Annotated in this window: 17 protein-coding genes; 15 read left to right on the top strand and 2 right to left on the bottom strand. The window is 70.8% G+C overall.

All coding sequences use genetic code 11. The features are described 5' to 3' along the window. Positions 1-55 precede the first annotated feature (55 nt). Positions 56-1,705, bottom strand: coding sequence for an FAD-dependent oxidoreductase (locus tag B4U46_RS06900; RefSeq protein ID WP_045946197.1), 1,650 nt, complete (start codon positions 1,703-1,705; stop codon positions 56-58). A gap of 86 nt (positions 1,706-1,791) precedes the next feature. Then, a complete protein-coding gene (locus tag B4U46_RS06895; RefSeq protein ID WP_079424974.1) occupies positions 1,792-2,064 on the bottom strand; it encodes a UBP-type zinc finger domain-containing protein in 273 nt (90 codons plus the stop codon). A gap of 274 nt (positions 2,065-2,338) precedes the next feature. Here B4U46_RS06895 and B4U46_RS06890 point away from each other — a divergent pair, with 274 nt between their 5' ends. From B4U46_RS06890 to B4U46_RS06820, 15 genes are read left to right on the top strand one after another with little or no spacing between them, the layout of a single operon-like run. After that, positions 2,339-3,163 (top strand): type 1 glutamine amidotransferase domain-containing protein, encoded by an 825-nt coding sequence (locus B4U46_RS06890; RefSeq protein ID WP_079424972.1) that lies wholly within the window; start codon positions 2,339-2,341, stop codon positions 3,161-3,163. A gap of 19 nt (positions 3,164-3,182) precedes the next feature. Next, positions 3,183-4,829, top strand: a complete 1,647-nt coding sequence (locus B4U46_RS06885) for a thiamine pyrophosphate-binding protein (protein ID WP_079424970.1) — start codon at positions 3,183-3,185, stop codon at positions 4,827-4,829. Between the two features lie 34 nt (positions 4,830-4,863). Next, complete coding sequence (locus B4U46_RS06880; protein WP_079424968.1) at positions 4,864-5,295, top strand: nuclear transport factor 2 family protein; 432 nt, start codon at positions 4,864-4,866, stop codon at positions 5,293-5,295. Positions 5,296-5,308: 13 nt separating this feature from the next. Continuing rightward, complete coding sequence (locus tag B4U46_RS06875; RefSeq protein ID WP_079424966.1) at positions 5,309-5,764, top strand: nuclear transport factor 2 family protein; 456 nt, start codon at positions 5,309-5,311, stop codon at positions 5,762-5,764. 15 nt (positions 5,765-5,779) lie between these two features. Further along, positions 5,780-6,163: a nuclear transport factor 2 family protein gene (locus tag B4U46_RS06870; protein WP_079424964.1), complete on the top strand. Its 384-nt coding sequence runs from the start codon at positions 5,780-5,782 to the stop codon at positions 6,161-6,163. A 14-nt stretch (positions 6,164-6,177) separates the two neighbouring features. After that, positions 6,178-7,794 (top strand): GMC family oxidoreductase, encoded by a 1,617-nt coding sequence (locus B4U46_RS06865; protein WP_079424962.1) that lies wholly within the window; start codon positions 6,178-6,180, stop codon positions 7,792-7,794. Then, entirely contained in the window at positions 7,787-8,398 is a 612-nt protein-coding gene (locus B4U46_RS06860) for a DJ-1/PfpI family protein (protein ID WP_079424960.1), read from the top strand. Before B4U46_RS06865 ends, B4U46_RS06860 begins: the two co-directional genes overlap by 8 nt. After that, positions 8,398-8,844 (top strand): VOC family protein, encoded by a 447-nt coding sequence (locus B4U46_RS06855; protein WP_208949809.1) that lies wholly within the window; start codon positions 8,398-8,400, stop codon positions 8,842-8,844. The genes B4U46_RS06860 and B4U46_RS06855 overlap by 1 nt, the downstream gene beginning before the upstream one ends. Before the next feature lies 1 nt (position 8,845). Then, positions 8,846-10,669, top strand: a complete 1,824-nt coding sequence (locus B4U46_RS06850; RefSeq protein ID WP_079424958.1) for an AGE family epimerase/isomerase — start codon at positions 8,846-8,848, stop codon at positions 10,667-10,669. 40 nt (positions 10,670-10,709) lie between these two features. Then, positions 10,710-11,054 (top strand): STAS domain-containing protein, encoded by a 345-nt coding sequence (locus tag B4U46_RS06845; protein ID WP_079424956.1) that lies wholly within the window; start codon positions 10,710-10,712, stop codon positions 11,052-11,054. Beyond that, positions 11,051-13,183, top strand: a complete 2,133-nt coding sequence (glgX, locus tag B4U46_RS06840) for a glycogen debranching protein GlgX (protein WP_237292703.1) — start codon at positions 11,051-11,053, stop codon at positions 13,181-13,183. The genes B4U46_RS06845 and glgX overlap by 4 nt, the downstream gene beginning before the upstream one ends. A gap of 16 nt (positions 13,184-13,199) precedes the next feature. Beyond that, positions 13,200-13,511: an STAS domain-containing protein gene (locus B4U46_RS06835; RefSeq protein WP_079424952.1), complete on the top strand. Its 312-nt coding sequence runs from the start codon at positions 13,200-13,202 to the stop codon at positions 13,509-13,511. 17 nt (positions 13,512-13,528) lie between these two features. Further along, positions 13,529-13,993, top strand: a complete 465-nt coding sequence (locus tag B4U46_RS06830; protein WP_237292701.1) for an ATP-binding protein — start codon at positions 13,529-13,531, stop codon at positions 13,991-13,993. Beyond that, positions 13,975-15,234: a PP2C family protein-serine/threonine phosphatase gene (locus B4U46_RS06825; protein ID WP_079424950.1), complete on the top strand. Its 1,260-nt coding sequence runs from the start codon at positions 13,975-13,977 to the stop codon at positions 15,232-15,234. Before B4U46_RS06830 ends, B4U46_RS06825 begins: the two co-directional genes overlap by 19 nt. Further along, complete coding sequence (locus B4U46_RS06820; protein WP_079424948.1) at positions 15,234-15,980, top strand: MinD/ParA family ATP-binding protein; 747 nt, start codon at positions 15,234-15,236, stop codon at positions 15,978-15,980. Before B4U46_RS06825 ends, B4U46_RS06820 begins: the two co-directional genes overlap by 1 nt. Positions 15,981-15,986 lie beyond the last annotated feature (6 nt).

Below are 15,986 nucleotides of genomic sequence, written 5' to 3'. Positions count from 1 at the left end.
AACGTTGCATCCGCTCTCCTCGTGATCGCAAGGGTCCGGGTGTTCGCCCTCGGCTTCAGCCCATCGAGCGGTAGCGGTGGATCAGCGAGACGGCCATGGCCCCCTCGCCCACGCCCGAGGCGACCCGCTTGACCGAGTGGGCCCGTACGTCGCCCGCCGCGAAGACCCCGGGGACGCTGGTCTCCAGCGGGTAGGGGGCGCGCTCCAGGCTCCACTCCGCCGGCAGCTCCCCGCCGTTGGCGATCAGGTCGGAGCCGGTGAGGACGAAGCCGTACTCGTCGCGTTCGACCACCCCGGACAGCCAGTCGGTGTGCGGGCGGGCGCCGATGAACGTGAACATGAACCGGGCCGGGACCTCCCGGTCCTCGCCGGTGTCCGCGTCGTGCAGGGTGATCCGCTCCAGGTGCTCCCCGCCGTCCAGGGCGGTGACGGTCGTGCGGACCTTCACCTCGATGTTCGGGGTGCGCTCGATCTCGTCGATCAAGTAGCGGGACATGCTCGCGTCCAGGGAGGCCGCACGGACCAGGATGGTCACCCGGGCCGCGTACTTGGCGAAGTGCACCGCCGCCTGCCCGGCCGAGTTGGCGCCGCCCACGATGAACACGTGCTGGGAGATGCAGGCCGAGCTCTCCGTGGTCGCCGCCCCGTAGTACAGGCCCGCGCCCTCGAAGCGGTCCGCGCCGGGGGCCTCCAGGCGGTTGTAGGAGACCCCGGTCGCCAGCAGCACCGTCTCCGCGCTGATCTCCGTGCCGTCCGCCAGGGTCAGGATCTTCGCCGGGTCGTCCCGGGTGAGGGAGACCACCTCCACCGGGTGCAGGATCTCGGCGCCGAAGCGGGAGGCCTGGATGGTGGCCCGGCGGGTCAGGTCCCCGCCGGAGAGGCCCGAGGGGAAGCCGAGGTAGTTCTCGATCAGGCTGGAGGTGCCGGCCTGCCCGCCCGGGGCGCGGGAGTCCAGCATCAGCGTGGACAGCCCCTCGGACGCCGCGTACACCCCGGCGGCCAGGCCCGCCGGGCCGGCGCCGACGATCACGCACTCGTAGTGCGGGCGGGAGGCGGTGGTGGACAGGCCCAGGTGCCGGGCGAGTTCGGCGTCGGTCGGCGCGGCGAGCACCGAGCCGTCCGGGAAGCGCACCAGCGGCAGCGCCGCCCCCGCCTGGGCGTCGGCGATCACCGTCAGCGCCTCGGGGTCCCGCTCCACGTTCAGGAAGCGGAACGGCTGCCCGTTGCGGGTGAAGAAGTCCCGGACGGCGTGGGTGCCGGGGGAGACCAGGTGGCCCGCGACGATGATCCCGTCGTAGGCCGGCCGGTACGTGGCCAGCCAGTCCGACAGCAGGTCGTCCAGGACTGGGAAGAGCCGCTCGTGCGGCGGGTCCCAGGGCTTGAGCAGGTAGTAGTCCAGCCGGACCCGGTTGATGGCGGTGATGGCCGCGTCCGTCTCCGCGTACGCCGTCAGCAGCACCCGGCGCGCGTCCGGGAAGCGGCTGACCGCCTCCAGCAGGAACTCCACCCCGGTGACGTCGGGCATCCGCTGGTCGACGAGGAACAGTGCGGGGTCGTGGCCACGCTCGTCGAGGGAGTCGAGGATCTTCAGGGCGTCGGCAGCCGAGGAGGCGCCCAGCACCCGGTAGCGGTCGCCGTAGGCGCTGCGCAGGTCGCGGCGGACCGCCCTCAGCACCTGCGGGTCGTCGTCCACCGCCAGGATCACGGGCTTGCGGCTCTCGGCCCGCTCCGGGGACGCGGCCGTGCTCGCGGCCGGGGTCGCGGGGGAGGCGGGGCTCCCCTGGGCGGCGTTCACGCCGGCTCCAGCATCAGCTGGTCGGCGTAGCACCAGGCCCAGTCCTCACCGGGCTCGTGCGAGGCCGCGATCGGGTGGGCCGTCGCCCTGTAGTGCCTGGTGGCGTGGCGGTTCTTCGAGGAGTCGCAGCATCCGACGTGCCCGCAGCTCAGGCACATCCGCAGGTGCACCCAGACGTCCCCCAGGCGCAGGCACTCCTCACAGCCGTCCGCGGATGGCTTCACCGGACGTATCTGGTCGACGTGTGTGCACAACAGGTCCTTCGTCATCGTCCCCGTCCCTCTCCTCACGCACTCCTGACCCGGCGCGCCCGCCCATCACGGGGCGTCCAGACCATAAAACGGGGATCTTGAAATGGTTCAGCGATCCGGCCGAGGTCAGGAAGTCCGGCGCGTACTTCCTGACCTCGCCGGACTACTAGGTGAGGTGCCGCCACCACCTTGCCCGCTACCTCACGAAGTCGCATTCCCGCCCTTTGACGCGGGCTCCGGCCGCACGCAGTGTGGTGGACGCAAACACAACAGGCCGCGCCTGGAGGAATCCGTGAGCAGAAAGATTCTGGTCATTGTCTCCGAACACGGTTACTGGTCCGAGGAACTGATCGGTCCCGTTTCGAAGTTCGACGAGCAGGGCTACGAGATCACATTCGCCACGCCGACCGGAAAGCGCGCCCACGCGCTTCCGCCGAGCCTCGACCCCAGCTTCGTCGACCCTCCGCTCGGCCGCTCGGTCACCTCGGAGGAGAACGCCCGGCTGGGCCGGGAGTTCGAGCAGTCGAGCCGCCTCGACTCGCCCCTCGACATCGAGGCGTGGGTGCCGGAACGCCCGTACACGAGCGACGAGGCCTACCTGCGCAAGCTGGAGCAGTACCACCGGGACCTGGAGAAGCTCGAGGCCGACATCGCCGGCTACGACGCGATCCTGATCGTCGGCGGCAGCGGTCCCATCGTCGACCTCGCCAACAACGAGCGGGTCCACGCCCTGATCCTCGCCTTCAAGAACGCCGGCAAGGTCGTGGCCGCCGAGTGCTACGGCGTCGCCTGCCTGGCCTTCGCCCGCGACTGGGGCGACCGCAAGAGCATCATCTGGGGCAAGCACGTCACGGGCCACTGCAAGGAGTACGACTACAAGGACGGCACCGGATTTCTCGGCACCGACTTCAACATGGGCCCGCCGCCGTACCCGCTGGAGTACATCCTGCGCGACGCGACCGGCCCGCGCGGCGCCTATCACGGGAATTTCGGCCACCCGCTGTCCGTGATAGTCGACTATCCCTTCGTCACCGGCCGCTCCACCCCCGACTCGTACCTCACGGGGCAGAAGATCGTGGAAGTCCTGGAGAACGGCCTCACCCGTTACGGGTGGTAGGGGAATGAGGGGGAGTCCGATGAATTCCGAAGCCACTCCCGGACGGGAAAGGCTGATCGAGCAGTTCAAGGCCGACGGCCTGACGGTGATGTTCGGAAATCCGGGAACGGTGGAACAGGGATTCCTCGACGCGGCGGACGCGGCGGCGGACTTCCACTACGTCCTGGCCCTCCAGGAGACCGTGGCCGCCGGCATCGCCGACGGCTACGCCCGGGCCACCGGCGGTGCGGCCCTGCTCCAGCTGCACTCCGGCGTGGGGCTGGGCAACGGCATCGGCATGCTCTACCAGTCGCTGCGCGGCCACACCCCGCTGGTCGTGGTCGCCGGCGACGCCGGGGTGCGCTACGACGCCATGGACGCCCAGATGGCCAGTGACCTGGTGGCCATGGCCAGGCCCGTGACCAAGTACGCGACCCGGGTCACCGACCCCCGGTCCGTGCTGCGCACGATCCGGCGGGCCGTGAAGATCGCCCTCACCCCGCCGCGCGGCCCGGTGTTCGTGGCCCTGCCCATGGACGTGCTGGACGAGCTCAACTCCGAACCCGTCCTGCCCGCCACCGTGCCGCTGACCGACGTGGCGCCCTCGCCGGCCTCGGTGGGCCGGGCGGCGGAGCTGCTCGCCTCCGCCGAACGCCCCGTGCTCCTCGTCGGGGACGGGGTCTCGCTCTCCGGGGCCCAGGCCGAACTCGCCGCCGTCGCCGAGCTGCTGGGCGCCGACGTGTACGAGGTCGACTCCTCCGAGGTCAACATCGCGGCCTCGCACCCGCTGCGCCGCGGCCAGACCGGCCACATGTTCGGCCCGCACAGCAAGGAGCTGGTCGGGGAGGCCGACGGGGTGCTGATCGTCGGCACCTACGTCTTCCCCGAGGTGTTCCCCGAACTGGAGAACCCCTTCCGGCCCGGCGCCAGGGTCGTGCACATCGACCTGAACGCCTACGAGATCGCCAAGAACCACCCCGTCGACCTCGGGCTCGCCGCCGACCCGCGCCAGGCGCTGCGCGCGCTGGCCGGCGTGCTGGAACAGCGGCTCACCCCGCAGCGGCGCGCGGCGGCGGCCGCGCGGCTCCAGGCGAGGACCGGGGAGCGGGCCGACGCCGCCCGGCAGCCGTCCCCGGACGAGGACACGCCGATGGCCGTCTTCCTGCGGAGGCTGGCCGAGCGCACCGGCGGGGACCTGATCGTCTTCGACGAGGCGCTGACCACCTCCCCGCTCGTCACCCGGTACCTGCCGCCCGAGCGCCCGGGCGACTACCACCTCACCCGGGGCGGTTCGCTGGGCGTGGGCTTCCCGGGGGCGGTCGGCGCCAAGCTGGCCCGCCCCGACCGGCTCGTCGTCGGCTTCGCGGGCGACGGCGGGTCCATGTACACCTACCAGGCGCTGTGGACGGCGGTCCGGCACGGTATCGACGCCAAGTTCGTGGTCTGCAACAACCGCAAGTACCGGCTGCTCGACGACAACATCGCCCAGTACTGGCGGGAACGGGACATCGCCGGACACCCCTTCCCGGGCTCCTTCGACCTCTCCCGCCCCGAGATCGACTTCGCGGGGCTCGCCCGGGCGCTGGGCGCCGACGGGACGCGGGTGGAGAAGCCGGACGAGGCGGCCGCCGCCGTGGACCGGATGCTGGCCCACCCCGGCCCGTACCTCGTCGACGTCCAGATCTGAACCGACCGGACCACACCGAACAGGAGGAGACCGCATGCCCGCCGAGCGGCTGACCGAGGACGCGATCCGCACCTTCGCCGAGAACTGGTACGTGGCCCTGGACCGCCACCTCCCGCTGGAGCAGGTCCTCGCCCTCATCACCGAGGACCTGGAGTTCAAGGTCCCCGAGGACACCTTCCTCGGCCACCAGGGCTTCGGCCGCTGGTACGACGCCGTCACCCACCGCTTCTTCGACGAGGTGCACACGGTCACCAAGGTGGAGCCGGTCATCGAGGGCGACCGGGCGATCGTCCGCGTCCTCGTCAACTGGCAGGCCAAGATCTGGGACCCGCCGGCCGCCCGCAGCCAGTGGCTCGGCTTCGACGCCGACCAGACCTGGACCGTGGTGGCGGGCGCGGACGGCCCGCTGATCAAGCAGTACACCGTCAACGAACTGGCGCCGATGCCCGGTTCGGGCTCGCTCTGAAAGGGCCGCGGCGATGACCGAAGTGACCCGCGAGCGGGTCGAGGCCGCCTACCGGGCCCTCGGCTCCGGAGACCGCGCGCGCATCCTGGAGTACTACTCCGAGGACCTGCGCTGGCTGGTGCCCGGCAACCACCCGCTGGCCGGCTGGTACGAGAGCCTGGACGCCTTCCTGGAGCTGATGGGCCAGACCCACAAGCTCACCGGCGGCACCTTCCGCATGGAGCTGGAAGCGGTCCTGACCGGGCCGGACTGCAGCGCCGACGTCTGCCGCAACACCGCCCTGCGGGACGGCGCGGACCCGGCGGCCGGCTCCCCGTACGAGCGGATGGACTACCCGGTCTTCCACTTCATGAAGTGGCGCGACGGGCGGATCGTCGAGGGCCGCGACGGGCTCTTCGGCGACACGGCCAGTGCCTTCAGCCAGTTCTGGGCGCCCTTCGCGCCGGACGGCACCCGCAGGGACCGATAGGGGGATGAGAGACCGATGGACGCCCGAGAGAGCGTGACCGAAGTCCTTCGAAAGTACTACGAGTACGCCAACGCCGGGGACTGGGACCGCTGGTGCGACCTGTTCGCCGAGGACCAGGTCATGGACGAGCAGCTCGCCGGACACATCGAGGGCCTGGAGACCCTGCGGTCGATGATGAAGGGCATGGGGGCCATGTACCGGGTCTTCCGCAACGAGCCCGTGCACTTCCTGGTCGACGGGGAGAAGGCCGCGGCCGTCTCCCACATCACCGCCGAAAGCCCGTCGGGGCAGGCCATCGAGGCCGAGGTGATGAACTTCTTCCGGATCGTGGACGGCCGGATCGCCTACATGGCCAACTTCCACGACACCGTTCCCTTCCAGGTGCTGAGCCAGGACTGAGGGGAACCGGACCCGTGGCCACAGACCAGTACGACTACGTGATCGTCGGCTCCGGCACCGCCGGCAGCGTCCTCGCCCACCGCCTCTCCGCCGACCCGGACGTCTCCGTCCTGGTCCTGGAGGCCGGCGGGAACCGCATCCCGCCCGAGGTGGACGACCCGTCCTCCTGGTACAAGCTGCTCGGCGGCCCCGTCGACTGGGGCTACACCAGCGTCCCGCAGCCGGGCCTCGGCGGGCGGCGGACCTACGAGCCGCGCGGCAAGGCGCCCGGCGGCAGCAGCAACCTCTACATCATGATGCACATCCGGGGCCACGCCTCGGACTTCGACAACTGGGCCTACCAGGGCGCGGCCGGCTGGGCGTACGAGGACGTGCTGCCGTACTTCGCGCTGCTGGAGGACCAGGAGGACGCCACCGCCCCCACCACCGGCACCGGCGGCCCCCAGCGGGTCACCAACGCCGGGCGGCACGGCCCCAACCCGGTCTCCCGCGCCTTCATCGAGGCCGCCGTCGAACTCGGCCACCAGGAGATCGCCGACTTCAACACCGACGGCCCCCGCCGCGGCCTCTTCGGCACCGGCTGGCACCACATCGACGTGGCCGACGGCCGCCGCCAGGGCACCCTGGCCGCCTACCTGGAGCCGGCCCTCGCCCGCCCCAACCTGACCCTGCGCACCAGCGCGCAGACCACCCGGCTGCTCTTCGACGGGGACACCTGCACGGGCGTCGAGTACGTCCAGCTCCGGCCCCCGGCCGAGATCCCCGGCCGGACGGTACGCGACGGCCACAGCACCGCCGCGGCCCCCGGACTGCACACCGTGCGGGCCCGCCGGGAGGTGATCGTGGCCGCCGGGGCGATCGAGTCCCCGAAGCTGCTGCTGCTCTCCGGCATCGGCCACCCCGAGCAGCTGCGCGAGCACGGCATCGAGGTCACCGCGGCCCTGCCCGGGGTCGGCGAGAACTTCCACAACCACGTCCTGACCGGGCTGATGGCCGAGGTCACCCAGGAACTCCCGGCGCCGGCGCAGAACCTGTCGGAGAGCGCGCTGTTCCTGTCCTCCCGGCCCGGACTGCCCGCCCCGGACCTCCAGATCGCCTTCGTCCACGTCCCCTTCGACGTGATCGTCGGCCGCAGCCACCCGAACACGGTGTCCATCCTGCCCGGCGTCGTCCGCCCGGTCTCGCGCGGCTCCGTCCGGCTGGCGAGCGCCGACCCGCTCGCCCACCCGCTGATCAACCCGAACTACCTGGGCGACCGCTGGGACCTCGAACGGATGGTGCAGGGCGTCAAGCTCGCCCGGGAGATCTTCGCCACCTCCGCCTTCTCGCCCTGGTACAAGCAGGAGCTCCAGCCGGGGCCCGGCGCCGTCACCGACGAAGACCTGCGGACCTTCGTACGGCAGAAGGCCGAGAGCTACCACCACCAGGCGGGCTCCTGCCGGATGGGCGTCGACGACCTCTGCGTGGTCGACCCCGAACTGCGGGTGCACGGCGTACGGAACCTGCGCGTCGTGGACGCGAGCGTGATGCCGGCGGTCCCGTCGGGCAACTGCCACACCGCCATTGCGATGATCGCCGAACGCGCGGCGGACTTCCTCACCGGCCGGAACAGGGGGGCCCGACGTGCCTGACGTCGTACTGCGCGAGGGCGCGCTGAGCGGGACGCGGATCGCGGTCCTGGTCGAGAGCGACTTCTACGAGCCGGAGATCTTCTACTACCAGCGCCGGTTCGCCGAGGAGGGCGCCGAGGTCGACTTCCTGACCCGGCTGTGGGGCAACGACTCCATCACCTTCTCCGGGCACGAGTACCGGGCGCCGTTCACCGCCGAGAAGTCCCTGGAGGGGCTGGACGACGAGGAACTGCGCCGGTACGCCGCGGTCATCGTGCCCTCGGGCATGGTGGCCGACCGGCTGCGCTACACCGAGGACGTGGACGTGCTGGCGCCCGCGACCGAGTTCCTGCGCCGGGCCTTCGAGGAACCGACCGTCCTCAAGGGGATCATCTGCCACGGCATGTGGCTGGCCTCGTCCATCCCGGACAAGGTCCGCGGCCGCAAGGTGGTCTGCCACAACAACCTCATCGGCGACGTCCGCAACATGGGTGCCGAGTACGTCGACGAGGACGTGGTGGTCGACGGGGACCTGGTCACCGGCCGCACCGGCGGCCACCACCACCTCTTCGCCCGCCGGATCATCGAACTGCTCGCGGCGCGCCGGGGCCGGGGGAACGCCTGATGGCCGGCACCGGGCAGCGCGCGATGGTCTGGTCGCACGTGGGCCTCAACTGCGCCGACCAGAAGAGCACCGAGGAGTTCTACACCCGGTACTTCGGCTTCACCCGGGCCCGGGTGGTCGACCTCGGGGAGGCCCGGATCGTGTTCCTGCGCAAGGGGGACGCGTACCTGGAGCTCTTCGAGTCGCCGGTGGGCCCGGCCCGCCCGGCACACGACGACGGGCCGCCGGCCCCCGGCCGGATCCGGCACCTGGCCTTCCAGACGGACGACGTCGACGCCTTCCTCGCCGAACTGGGCGAGGCGGCCGACGTGACCCTGGGGCCGCTGGACTTCGACGACTTCATCTGCGGCTGGCGGACCGTGTGGGTCCGCGATCCCGACGGGGTGATCGTCGAGGTCAGTCAGGGATTCGAGGACGACAGCTCACACGACAAGGACGGTGCATGACATGGCGGGCACGCCCGGCTTCTCCTTCTCCGACACGATCGCGGGCTACGTCGTCCGCTTCGACTCCGCGTCGCGGCTGCTGCGCCTGCGGACCGCCGACGACCGGGAGTTCGACGTCTCGCTCGCCTCGGGTCCCAGCGCCGAGCTGGTGCGCAACCTGGACGAGCCGTACGTCGACGCCTCCGGGCACGTCGACGAGATGCTCTCGGCCGGCCGGTTCCTCTTCGCCTACGGGGTCCACTACCCCGAGCAGGGCGGCCGCTTCGACGCCAAGCGGCTGGTTTTCCTGGGCCGCAGCGCCGAGGACTACCGCTTCGAGGAGGCCGGCTGGTGGGTCAAGCAGATCGAGTCCCTCGCCGACTTCTACAAGCGGGCGCAGTTCGGTGACGGGCCGGTGGACTTCACGCAGTACCGCACCGAGATCCGGCTCGGCGGCGACAAGACCGCCAGCCACGTCCAGGAGACCGACACCATCTCCCGCCTGGTCTACGGCATGGCCTCGGCCTACCTGCTGACCGGCAAGGACGAGTACCTGGAGATCGCCGAACGCGGCACCGAGTACCTGCGCAAGCACATGCGGGTCGTGGACAGCGAGGAAGACGTCGTCTACTGGTACCACGGCATCAGCGTCGACGGGGACAGCGAGCGCAAGCTGTTCACCTCGGAGTTCTCCGACGACTACGACGCGATCCCGATGTACGAGCAGATCTACGCCCTGGCCGGCCCGATCCAGACCTACCGGGTCACCGGCGACGTCCGGATCAAGAACGACGCCGACGCCACCATCCGGCTGTTCGACAAGTTCTTCCACGACCCGGAGCAGGGCGGGTACTTCTCGCACATCGACCCGATCCTCTTCAGCCCCGACCACGAGTCCCTGGGCGAGAACGCCGAACGCAAGAACTGGAACTCCGTCGGCGACCACGCGCCCGCCTACCTGATCAACCTGTACCTGGCGACCGGCGACCAGAAGTACGCCGATTTCCTCGAGTACACCTTCGACACCATCGCGGACAAGTTCCCGGACTACAAGAACAGCCCGTTCGTCCAGGAGCGCTTCTTCCGCGACTGGTCGCACGACACCGCGCACAGCTGGCAGCAGAACCGCGCGGTCGTCGGGCACAACCTGAAGATCGCCTGGAACCTGATGCGGATGAACTCGCTGAAGGCCAAGCCCGCCTACCAGGAGCTCGCCCGCAAGATCGGCGAGATCATGCCCGCCGTCGGCAGCGACCGCCAGCGCGGCGGCTGGTACGACGTCGTGGAACGGGTGAAGGAGGGGGACCAGGAGGCGTACCGTTTCGCCTGGCACGACCGCAAGGCCTGGTGGCAGCAGGAGCAGGCGATCCTCGCCTACCTCATCCTGAACGGCACCGTCGGCGGCGAGGCGAACCTGCGCGAGGCACGCCAGGCGCAGGCCTTCTACAACACCTTCTTCCTCGACCACGACGAGGGAGCCGTGTACTTCAACGTGCTCGCCAGCGGCACGCCGTACCTGCTCGGCACCGAGCGGCTCAAGGGCAGCCACTCGATGTCCATGTACCACTCGGCGGAGCTGTGCTACCTCGCCGCCGTCTACAACAACCTGCTCATCAACGGCCGGGAGATGGACTTCCACTTCCAGCCCGACCCGGCCGACCTGCCCGGCCGGACCCTGCGCGTCTCGCCCGACCTGCTGCCCGCGGGCTCGGTGCGGATCGCGTCGGTGGAGATCGACGAGAAGCCGTACGAGGAGTTCGACGCGGACGAGCTGACCGTCCACCTCCCCGACGTCCAGGGGCGGGTCAAGGTCAAGGTCCGGCTCCGGCCGGTGGCCCAGAAGTAATGCCCAACGGGGGGCGCCCCAACCAGAGGGGAAGCACGACATGAGTCTGAACCTGAAGGAACGCCGGAACAAGACGGGCACCGTGCTCGTCGCCACCGGCGAGATCAACAGCGAGACCTCCGGCACCCTGCTGGAGACCCTGCTGCCGCTCGTCCGCGAGGGCCGGGCGCTGCGCATCGACCTGACCGCCGTCACCTACGTCTCCAGCGCCGGCCTGCGCACCCTGCTGGTCGTCTACCGCGAGGCCCAGCACGCCGGCGTCGCCGTCACCCTGTACGGGGTGAGCGAGGAAGTCCGGTTCGTCATGTCGGCCACCGGCTTCCTCGACTTCTTCGAGACCGGCCAGGCCGCGGCCGCCGCCGGGCGGGCCAGGGCCGCGCGATGAGCGAGGCCCGCTCCGAACGAGTGCTGCGCGTGGACGCGTACCCGACCCACGAAGTGGGCGGGTACCGCGTCCGCGCGGGCAAGCCGTTCCCCTTCGGGGCCAACGTGGTCCCCGGCGGGGTCAGCTTCTCCGTCTTCTCCGACCAGGCCACCTCCATGACCCTGGTCATCTACAAGCGCGGAGAGCCCGAGCCGATGGCCGAGCTGGAATTCCCCGACGAGTTCCGCACCGGCAGCGTCTTCTCCATGACGGTCTTCGGCCTCGACCACGAGAACATCGAGTACGGCTACCGGGCCGACGGCCCCTTCGACCCGGCCACCGGCCACCGCTTCGACGCCCGCCAGGTCCTCTCCGACCCCTACGCCCGGCTGATCGCCGGCCGCGACGTGTGGGGCGTGGAGCCGGACCGCAGCCGCGGCTACCAGTACCGCTCGCGGGTCTGCCTCCAGGACTTCGACTGGGGCGACGACACCCCGCTGGGGATCCCCGCCGAGGACCTCGTCGTCTACGAGGCCCACGTCCGAGGCTTCACCCGGCACCCCTCCTCGCAGGTCACCGCCCCCGGCACCTTCGCGGGGCTGCGGGAGAAGATCCCGTACCTCAAGGAGCTCGGGGTCAACTGCATCGAGCTGCTTCCCGTCTTCGAGTTCGACGAGAGCGACAACCCGCGCAGCAACCCGGAGACCGGCGAGAAGCTCTACGACTACTGGGGCTACAACACCGTCTCCTTCTTCGCGCCCAAGGCCGGCTACGCGGCCACCGGACGCTACGGGATGCAGGGCGACGAGTTCCGCACCCTGATCAAGGACCTGCACGCGGCCGGCATCGAGGTCATCCTCGACGTCGTCTTCAACCACACCGCCGAGGGCAACGAGCAGGGCCCCACCATCTCCTTCAAGGGCCTCGACAACGCCACGTACTACATGCTCACGCCCGAGGGGTACTACTTCAACTTCAGCGGCACCGGCAACACGGTCAACTGCAACCACCCCGTCGTGCGCAACTACGTGCTCGACTGCCTGCGCCACTGGGTCGCCGACTACCACGTCGACGGCTTCCGCTTCGACCTCGCGGCCATCCTCGGCCGGGACCTGGACGGCACCCCGCTGCCCAACCCGCCGCTGCTGGAGATGCTCGCCTTCGACCCCGTCCTGCGGCACACCAAGCTGATCGCCGAGGCCTGGGACGCGGGCGGCCTCTACGAGGTCGGCAACTTCCCGGCCTACGGCCGCTGGGCCGAGTGGAACGGCAAGTACCGCGACACCGTGCGCCGCTTCCTCAAGGGCGACCCCGGGGTCACGGGGGAGCTGGCCACCCGGATAGCCGGCTCGCCCGACCTCTACTCCAGCCGCGGGACCACCGCATCCGTCAACTTCCTGACGGCCCACGACGGTTTCACCCTGGCCGACCTCGTCTCGTACAACGACAAGCACAACGAGGCCAACGGCGAGGGCAACAACGACGGGGCCAACGACAACAACAGCTGGAACTGCGGGGCCGAGGGCCCCACGGACGACCCCGCCGTCAACGCCCTGCGGCTGCGCCAGATGAAGAACGCCCTGGCCATCCTGCTCACCAGCCAGGGCATCCCGATGCTGCTGTCCGGGGACGAGGTCGCCCGCACCCAGCAGGGCAACAACAACACCTACTGCCAGGACAACGAACTGTCCTGGTTCGACTGGGACCAGGTCGACGAGAACGCCGAACTGCTCCGCTTCACCCGCGAGCTGATCGCCTTCAGGGGCCGCCACCGCGAGCTGCGCTCCACCACCCACCCCACCGGCCGGCTCCGCGACGGCCTCGGGCTGCCGGACATCAGCTGGCACGGGGAGCGGGCCTGGCAGCCCGACTGGTCGCCGGAGAGCCGCCTGATCGCGGTGGCCCGCTGCGGCACCTCCGACGAGGACGTGGTGTACGTGGCCATGAACTCCCACTGGGAGGCGCACGACCTGGAACTGCCCGCCCTGCCCCACGGCCGCAGCTGGCACCTGTTCGCCGACACCGGCGCCGAGGCCCCGCACGACATCCGCACCCCGGGGACCGAGCAGGAGCTCGACAACGCCGGCAAGTACCTGATCGGCCCGCGCTCGGTCGTGATCCTGGTCGGCCGCGCCAACGACCCCGAGTGACCGAAGGAGACCTGACATGCCGCTTTCCGTGTCCCTGAGCATCGAGGGCGACACCACCGTGATCGAACTGACGGGCGAGCTGGACGCCAAGACCGCGCCGGACTTCCACCAGACCATCGAGAAGGCCGCCGGCCACGGCACCAGCACCGTCGAGATCCGGATGGCGGGCGTCGGCTACATGGCCAGCGCCGGGCTGCGCTCCTTGGTCTTCGCCCAGCAGAAGGTGGCGGACCACGTCACCATCAAGGTGGTCGGCGCCATCGAGCCCGTCTCGCGGACCATCCGCACGGCCGGACTCGACCGCAGCATCCTGCTGGCCGATGACTGAGCACACGGCCCGGGCCGGTGAGTGACGTGGTCGAACTGGCGAGGAAGCCCGCCGTGCTGGAGGTGCCCGCGACGCTGGGGGCACTGGGCGAGATCGCCGCGTTCGTCCTGCGGCTCGCCGCCCGGGCCGGCCTCGGCACCGGGGCGACGTACCGGATCCGGCTGGCCGTGGACGAACTGGCCACCAACATCGTGATGCACGGGTACCGGGGCGGCGAGGGACGGATCACCGTCCTGGGCCGCTCCGGTCCCGACGGGGTGCGGATCGTCATCGAGGACACCGCCCCCGCGTTCGACCCCGTCGCAGGCCGCCTGCCGCCCGCCCCCGGGGTCCCCCCGGAACGGCGCAGGGTCGGCGGCCTCGGCATCCACCTGGCCCTGACCAGCGTGGATGCGTACACCTATGCCCGCAGGGACGGCCGCAACATCAGCACGCTGACCGTCAAGGCCGAGGGGACGGACGCATGCCCTCCACGACCGTGATCATCCTCGACGTGCACCCGCTGCCCCCGGCCGGACTGCTCGAAGCGCTCCGGCTGATGGACGCCGAACTCGTCACCCCCACCCTCCCGCTCCTGCTGCGCGGCCGCCTGGACGCGCTGCCCGCGGGGGACGTCCTGCTCGTCCCCGCCGAAGCCGACGGGGACACCGTGCGCACCGTCGTGCGCCGGCTGCGCCGCTGGGCCGGGGCCCCGATCGTGGTCGCCTGGACCGTCGCCGACTTCGCCGCCCTGGAGCGGCACGTCCGCCTCGGCCACGACTACCTCGTCCCGCCCTTCCTGCCCGCCCTGGTCGCGGCCCGGCTGCGCAGCTGCACCGAACGCGCCGGACTCGGCCGCACCGTGCAGGAGGCCGACGCCCGCGCCGAACTCATGGGCTACGAGAAGGAACTGGAGATCGGCCGGGAGATCCAGGCCGGCTTCCTGCCCGAATCGCTGCCCGTCCCCGCAGGCTGGGAGATCGACGTCCGCTTCCGGCCGGCCCGCCAGGTCGCCGGGGACTTCTACGACGTCTTCGAGATCTCCCGGGGCCGCAGACTGGCCCTCGTCGTCGCCGACGTCTGCGACAAGGGAGTGGGCGCCGCCCTCTTCATGGCGCTCATCCGCTCCCTGCTGCGCCACACCGCCGAGAACAGCGGCCTGCAGCACCTGATGGCCGCCGGCCGCAGCGGCGGCAGCCGGCGCACCCCGGTGGTCGGCGCCACCCCGCTGCTCAACGCGGTCACCGCCACCAACGGCTACCTCACCCGCAACCACCTCAGGCAGGGGTACTTCGCCACCCTCTTCTTCGGCGTCCTGGACCCCCGCACCGGCAGCCTCGTCTACATCAACGGCGGTCACAACCCGCCGCTGCTGCTCTCCGGCGACGGCTCCGGCACCCGGGCCCTGGAGGTCACGGGACCTGCGGTCGGGGTCCTCCCCGACTGCGTCTACACCCTCGGCTACGCCCAGCTCGACCCGGGCGACACCCTTTTCGTGTTCACCGACGGAGTGCCCGAGGCACGCTGCCCCGAAGGCTACTTCCTCGGTGACGACAGGATGCTCGAACTGCTCGCCGGCCCCCCGGCGAGCGGCCGGGACGTGGTCGACCTGATGGACCGGGCGGTGCGCGAGCACACCGGCACCGCCGAACAGCACGACGACGTCACCATGCTGGCCCTGCACCGGCCACGTGCGGCGCGGGGGCCGCATGCGGACGGCGCGGGCTACCGGGTGGTGGCGTGATGACCCGGACCATCGTGGTGCACTCGCACCGCGGCGGCACCGGGAAGTCCTCGGTGCTGGCCAACCTCGCCCTGCTGCTGGCCGCGGCCGGACAGCGGGTCGGGGTGGTCGACACCGACCTCCAGTCGCCCACCCTGGACCTGCTGTTCGGGGTCGCGCCGGGCACCGGCTCGCTGGCCGACTACCTGCTCGGCCGCTGCGAGATCGAGGCCGCCGCCCGGCGCACCTCGGTGGCCGGCCTGTACGTCGTACCGGCCCGGACCGGGACGGCGGCCCTGCGGGAGCTGATGGCCACCGGGTACGACGTCGGCCTGCTCCCGGAGGGCTTCGAGCGGCTGGCGCGCAGCCACGCGCTGGACGTCCTGCTGCTCGACACGCACGCAGGGCTCAACAACGAGTCGGTGACCGCCATGGGCAGCGCCGACGTCGTACTGATCATGACGAGGGCGGACCGCGTGGACCTCTCCGGGGTCGAGGAGACCATCGCCCTCGCCGGGCGGCTGGCCTGCCGGCGCGCCCTCGTCCTGAGCATGGCGCCCGAGGGCGTCGACCACCAAGCCGTCCGCCGGCGCGCCGAGGAGGTATACGGCACCCCCCTGGCCGGAATCCTCCCGTACGTACCGGAAATGGCGGCCCTCTACGGCGAGCGCATATTCGCCGAAGCGTTCCCCGACCACCCCCTGGTCGGCGAATTCCGCACGATCCTCACGGCGTTGGACGCACGTGACGAAGTATCGCGGGCCTGACGTCAC

It is taken from the genome of Streptomyces katrae (assembly GCF_002028425.1).
GTDB lineage: Bacteria > Actinomycetota > Actinomycetes > Streptomycetales > Streptomycetaceae > Streptomyces > Streptomyces katrae_A.
This window is presented reverse-complemented; position numbering and strand designations above follow the sequence as displayed.

What these genes read in the sequence shown, in the direction of transcription:
- B4U46_RS06895 (WP_079424974.1), bottom strand. Translation starts at nt 2,064, where the DNA reads ATGACGAAGGACCTGTTGTGCACACACGTCGACCAGATACGTCCGGTG.
- B4U46_RS06885 (WP_079424970.1), top strand. Translation starts at nt 3,183, where the DNA reads ATGAATTCCGAAGCCACTCCCGGACGGGAAAGGCTGATCGAGCAGTTC.
- B4U46_RS06880 (WP_079424968.1), top strand. Translation starts at nt 4,864, where the DNA reads ATGCCCGCCGAGCGGCTGACCGAGGACGCGATCCGCACCTTCGCCGAG.
- B4U46_RS06875 (WP_079424966.1), top strand. Translation starts at nt 5,309, where the DNA reads ATGACCGAAGTGACCCGCGAGCGGGTCGAGGCCGCCTACCGGGCCCTC.
- B4U46_RS06870 (WP_079424964.1), top strand. Translation starts at nt 5,780, where the DNA reads ATGGACGCCCGAGAGAGCGTGACCGAAGTCCTTCGAAAGTACTACGAG.
- B4U46_RS06855 (WP_208949809.1), top strand. Translation starts at nt 8,398, where the DNA reads ATGGCCGGCACCGGGCAGCGCGCGATGGTCTGGTCGCACGTGGGCCTC.
- B4U46_RS06850 (WP_079424958.1), top strand. Translation starts at nt 8,846, where the DNA reads ATGGCGGGCACGCCCGGCTTCTCCTTCTCCGACACGATCGCGGGCTAC.
- B4U46_RS06845 (WP_079424956.1), top strand. Translation starts at nt 10,710, where the DNA reads ATGAGTCTGAACCTGAAGGAACGCCGGAACAAGACGGGCACCGTGCTC.
- glgX (WP_237292703.1), top strand. Translation starts at nt 11,051, where the DNA reads ATGAGCGAGGCCCGCTCCGAACGAGTGCTGCGCGTGGACGCGTACCCG.
- B4U46_RS06835 (WP_079424952.1), top strand. Translation starts at nt 13,200, where the DNA reads ATGCCGCTTTCCGTGTCCCTGAGCATCGAGGGCGACACCACCGTGATC.
- B4U46_RS06825 (WP_079424950.1), top strand. Translation starts at nt 13,975, where the DNA reads ATGCCCTCCACGACCGTGATCATCCTCGACGTGCACCCGCTGCCCCCG.
- B4U46_RS06820 (WP_079424948.1), top strand. Translation starts at nt 15,234, where the DNA reads ATGACCCGGACCATCGTGGTGCACTCGCACCGCGGCGGCACCGGGAAG.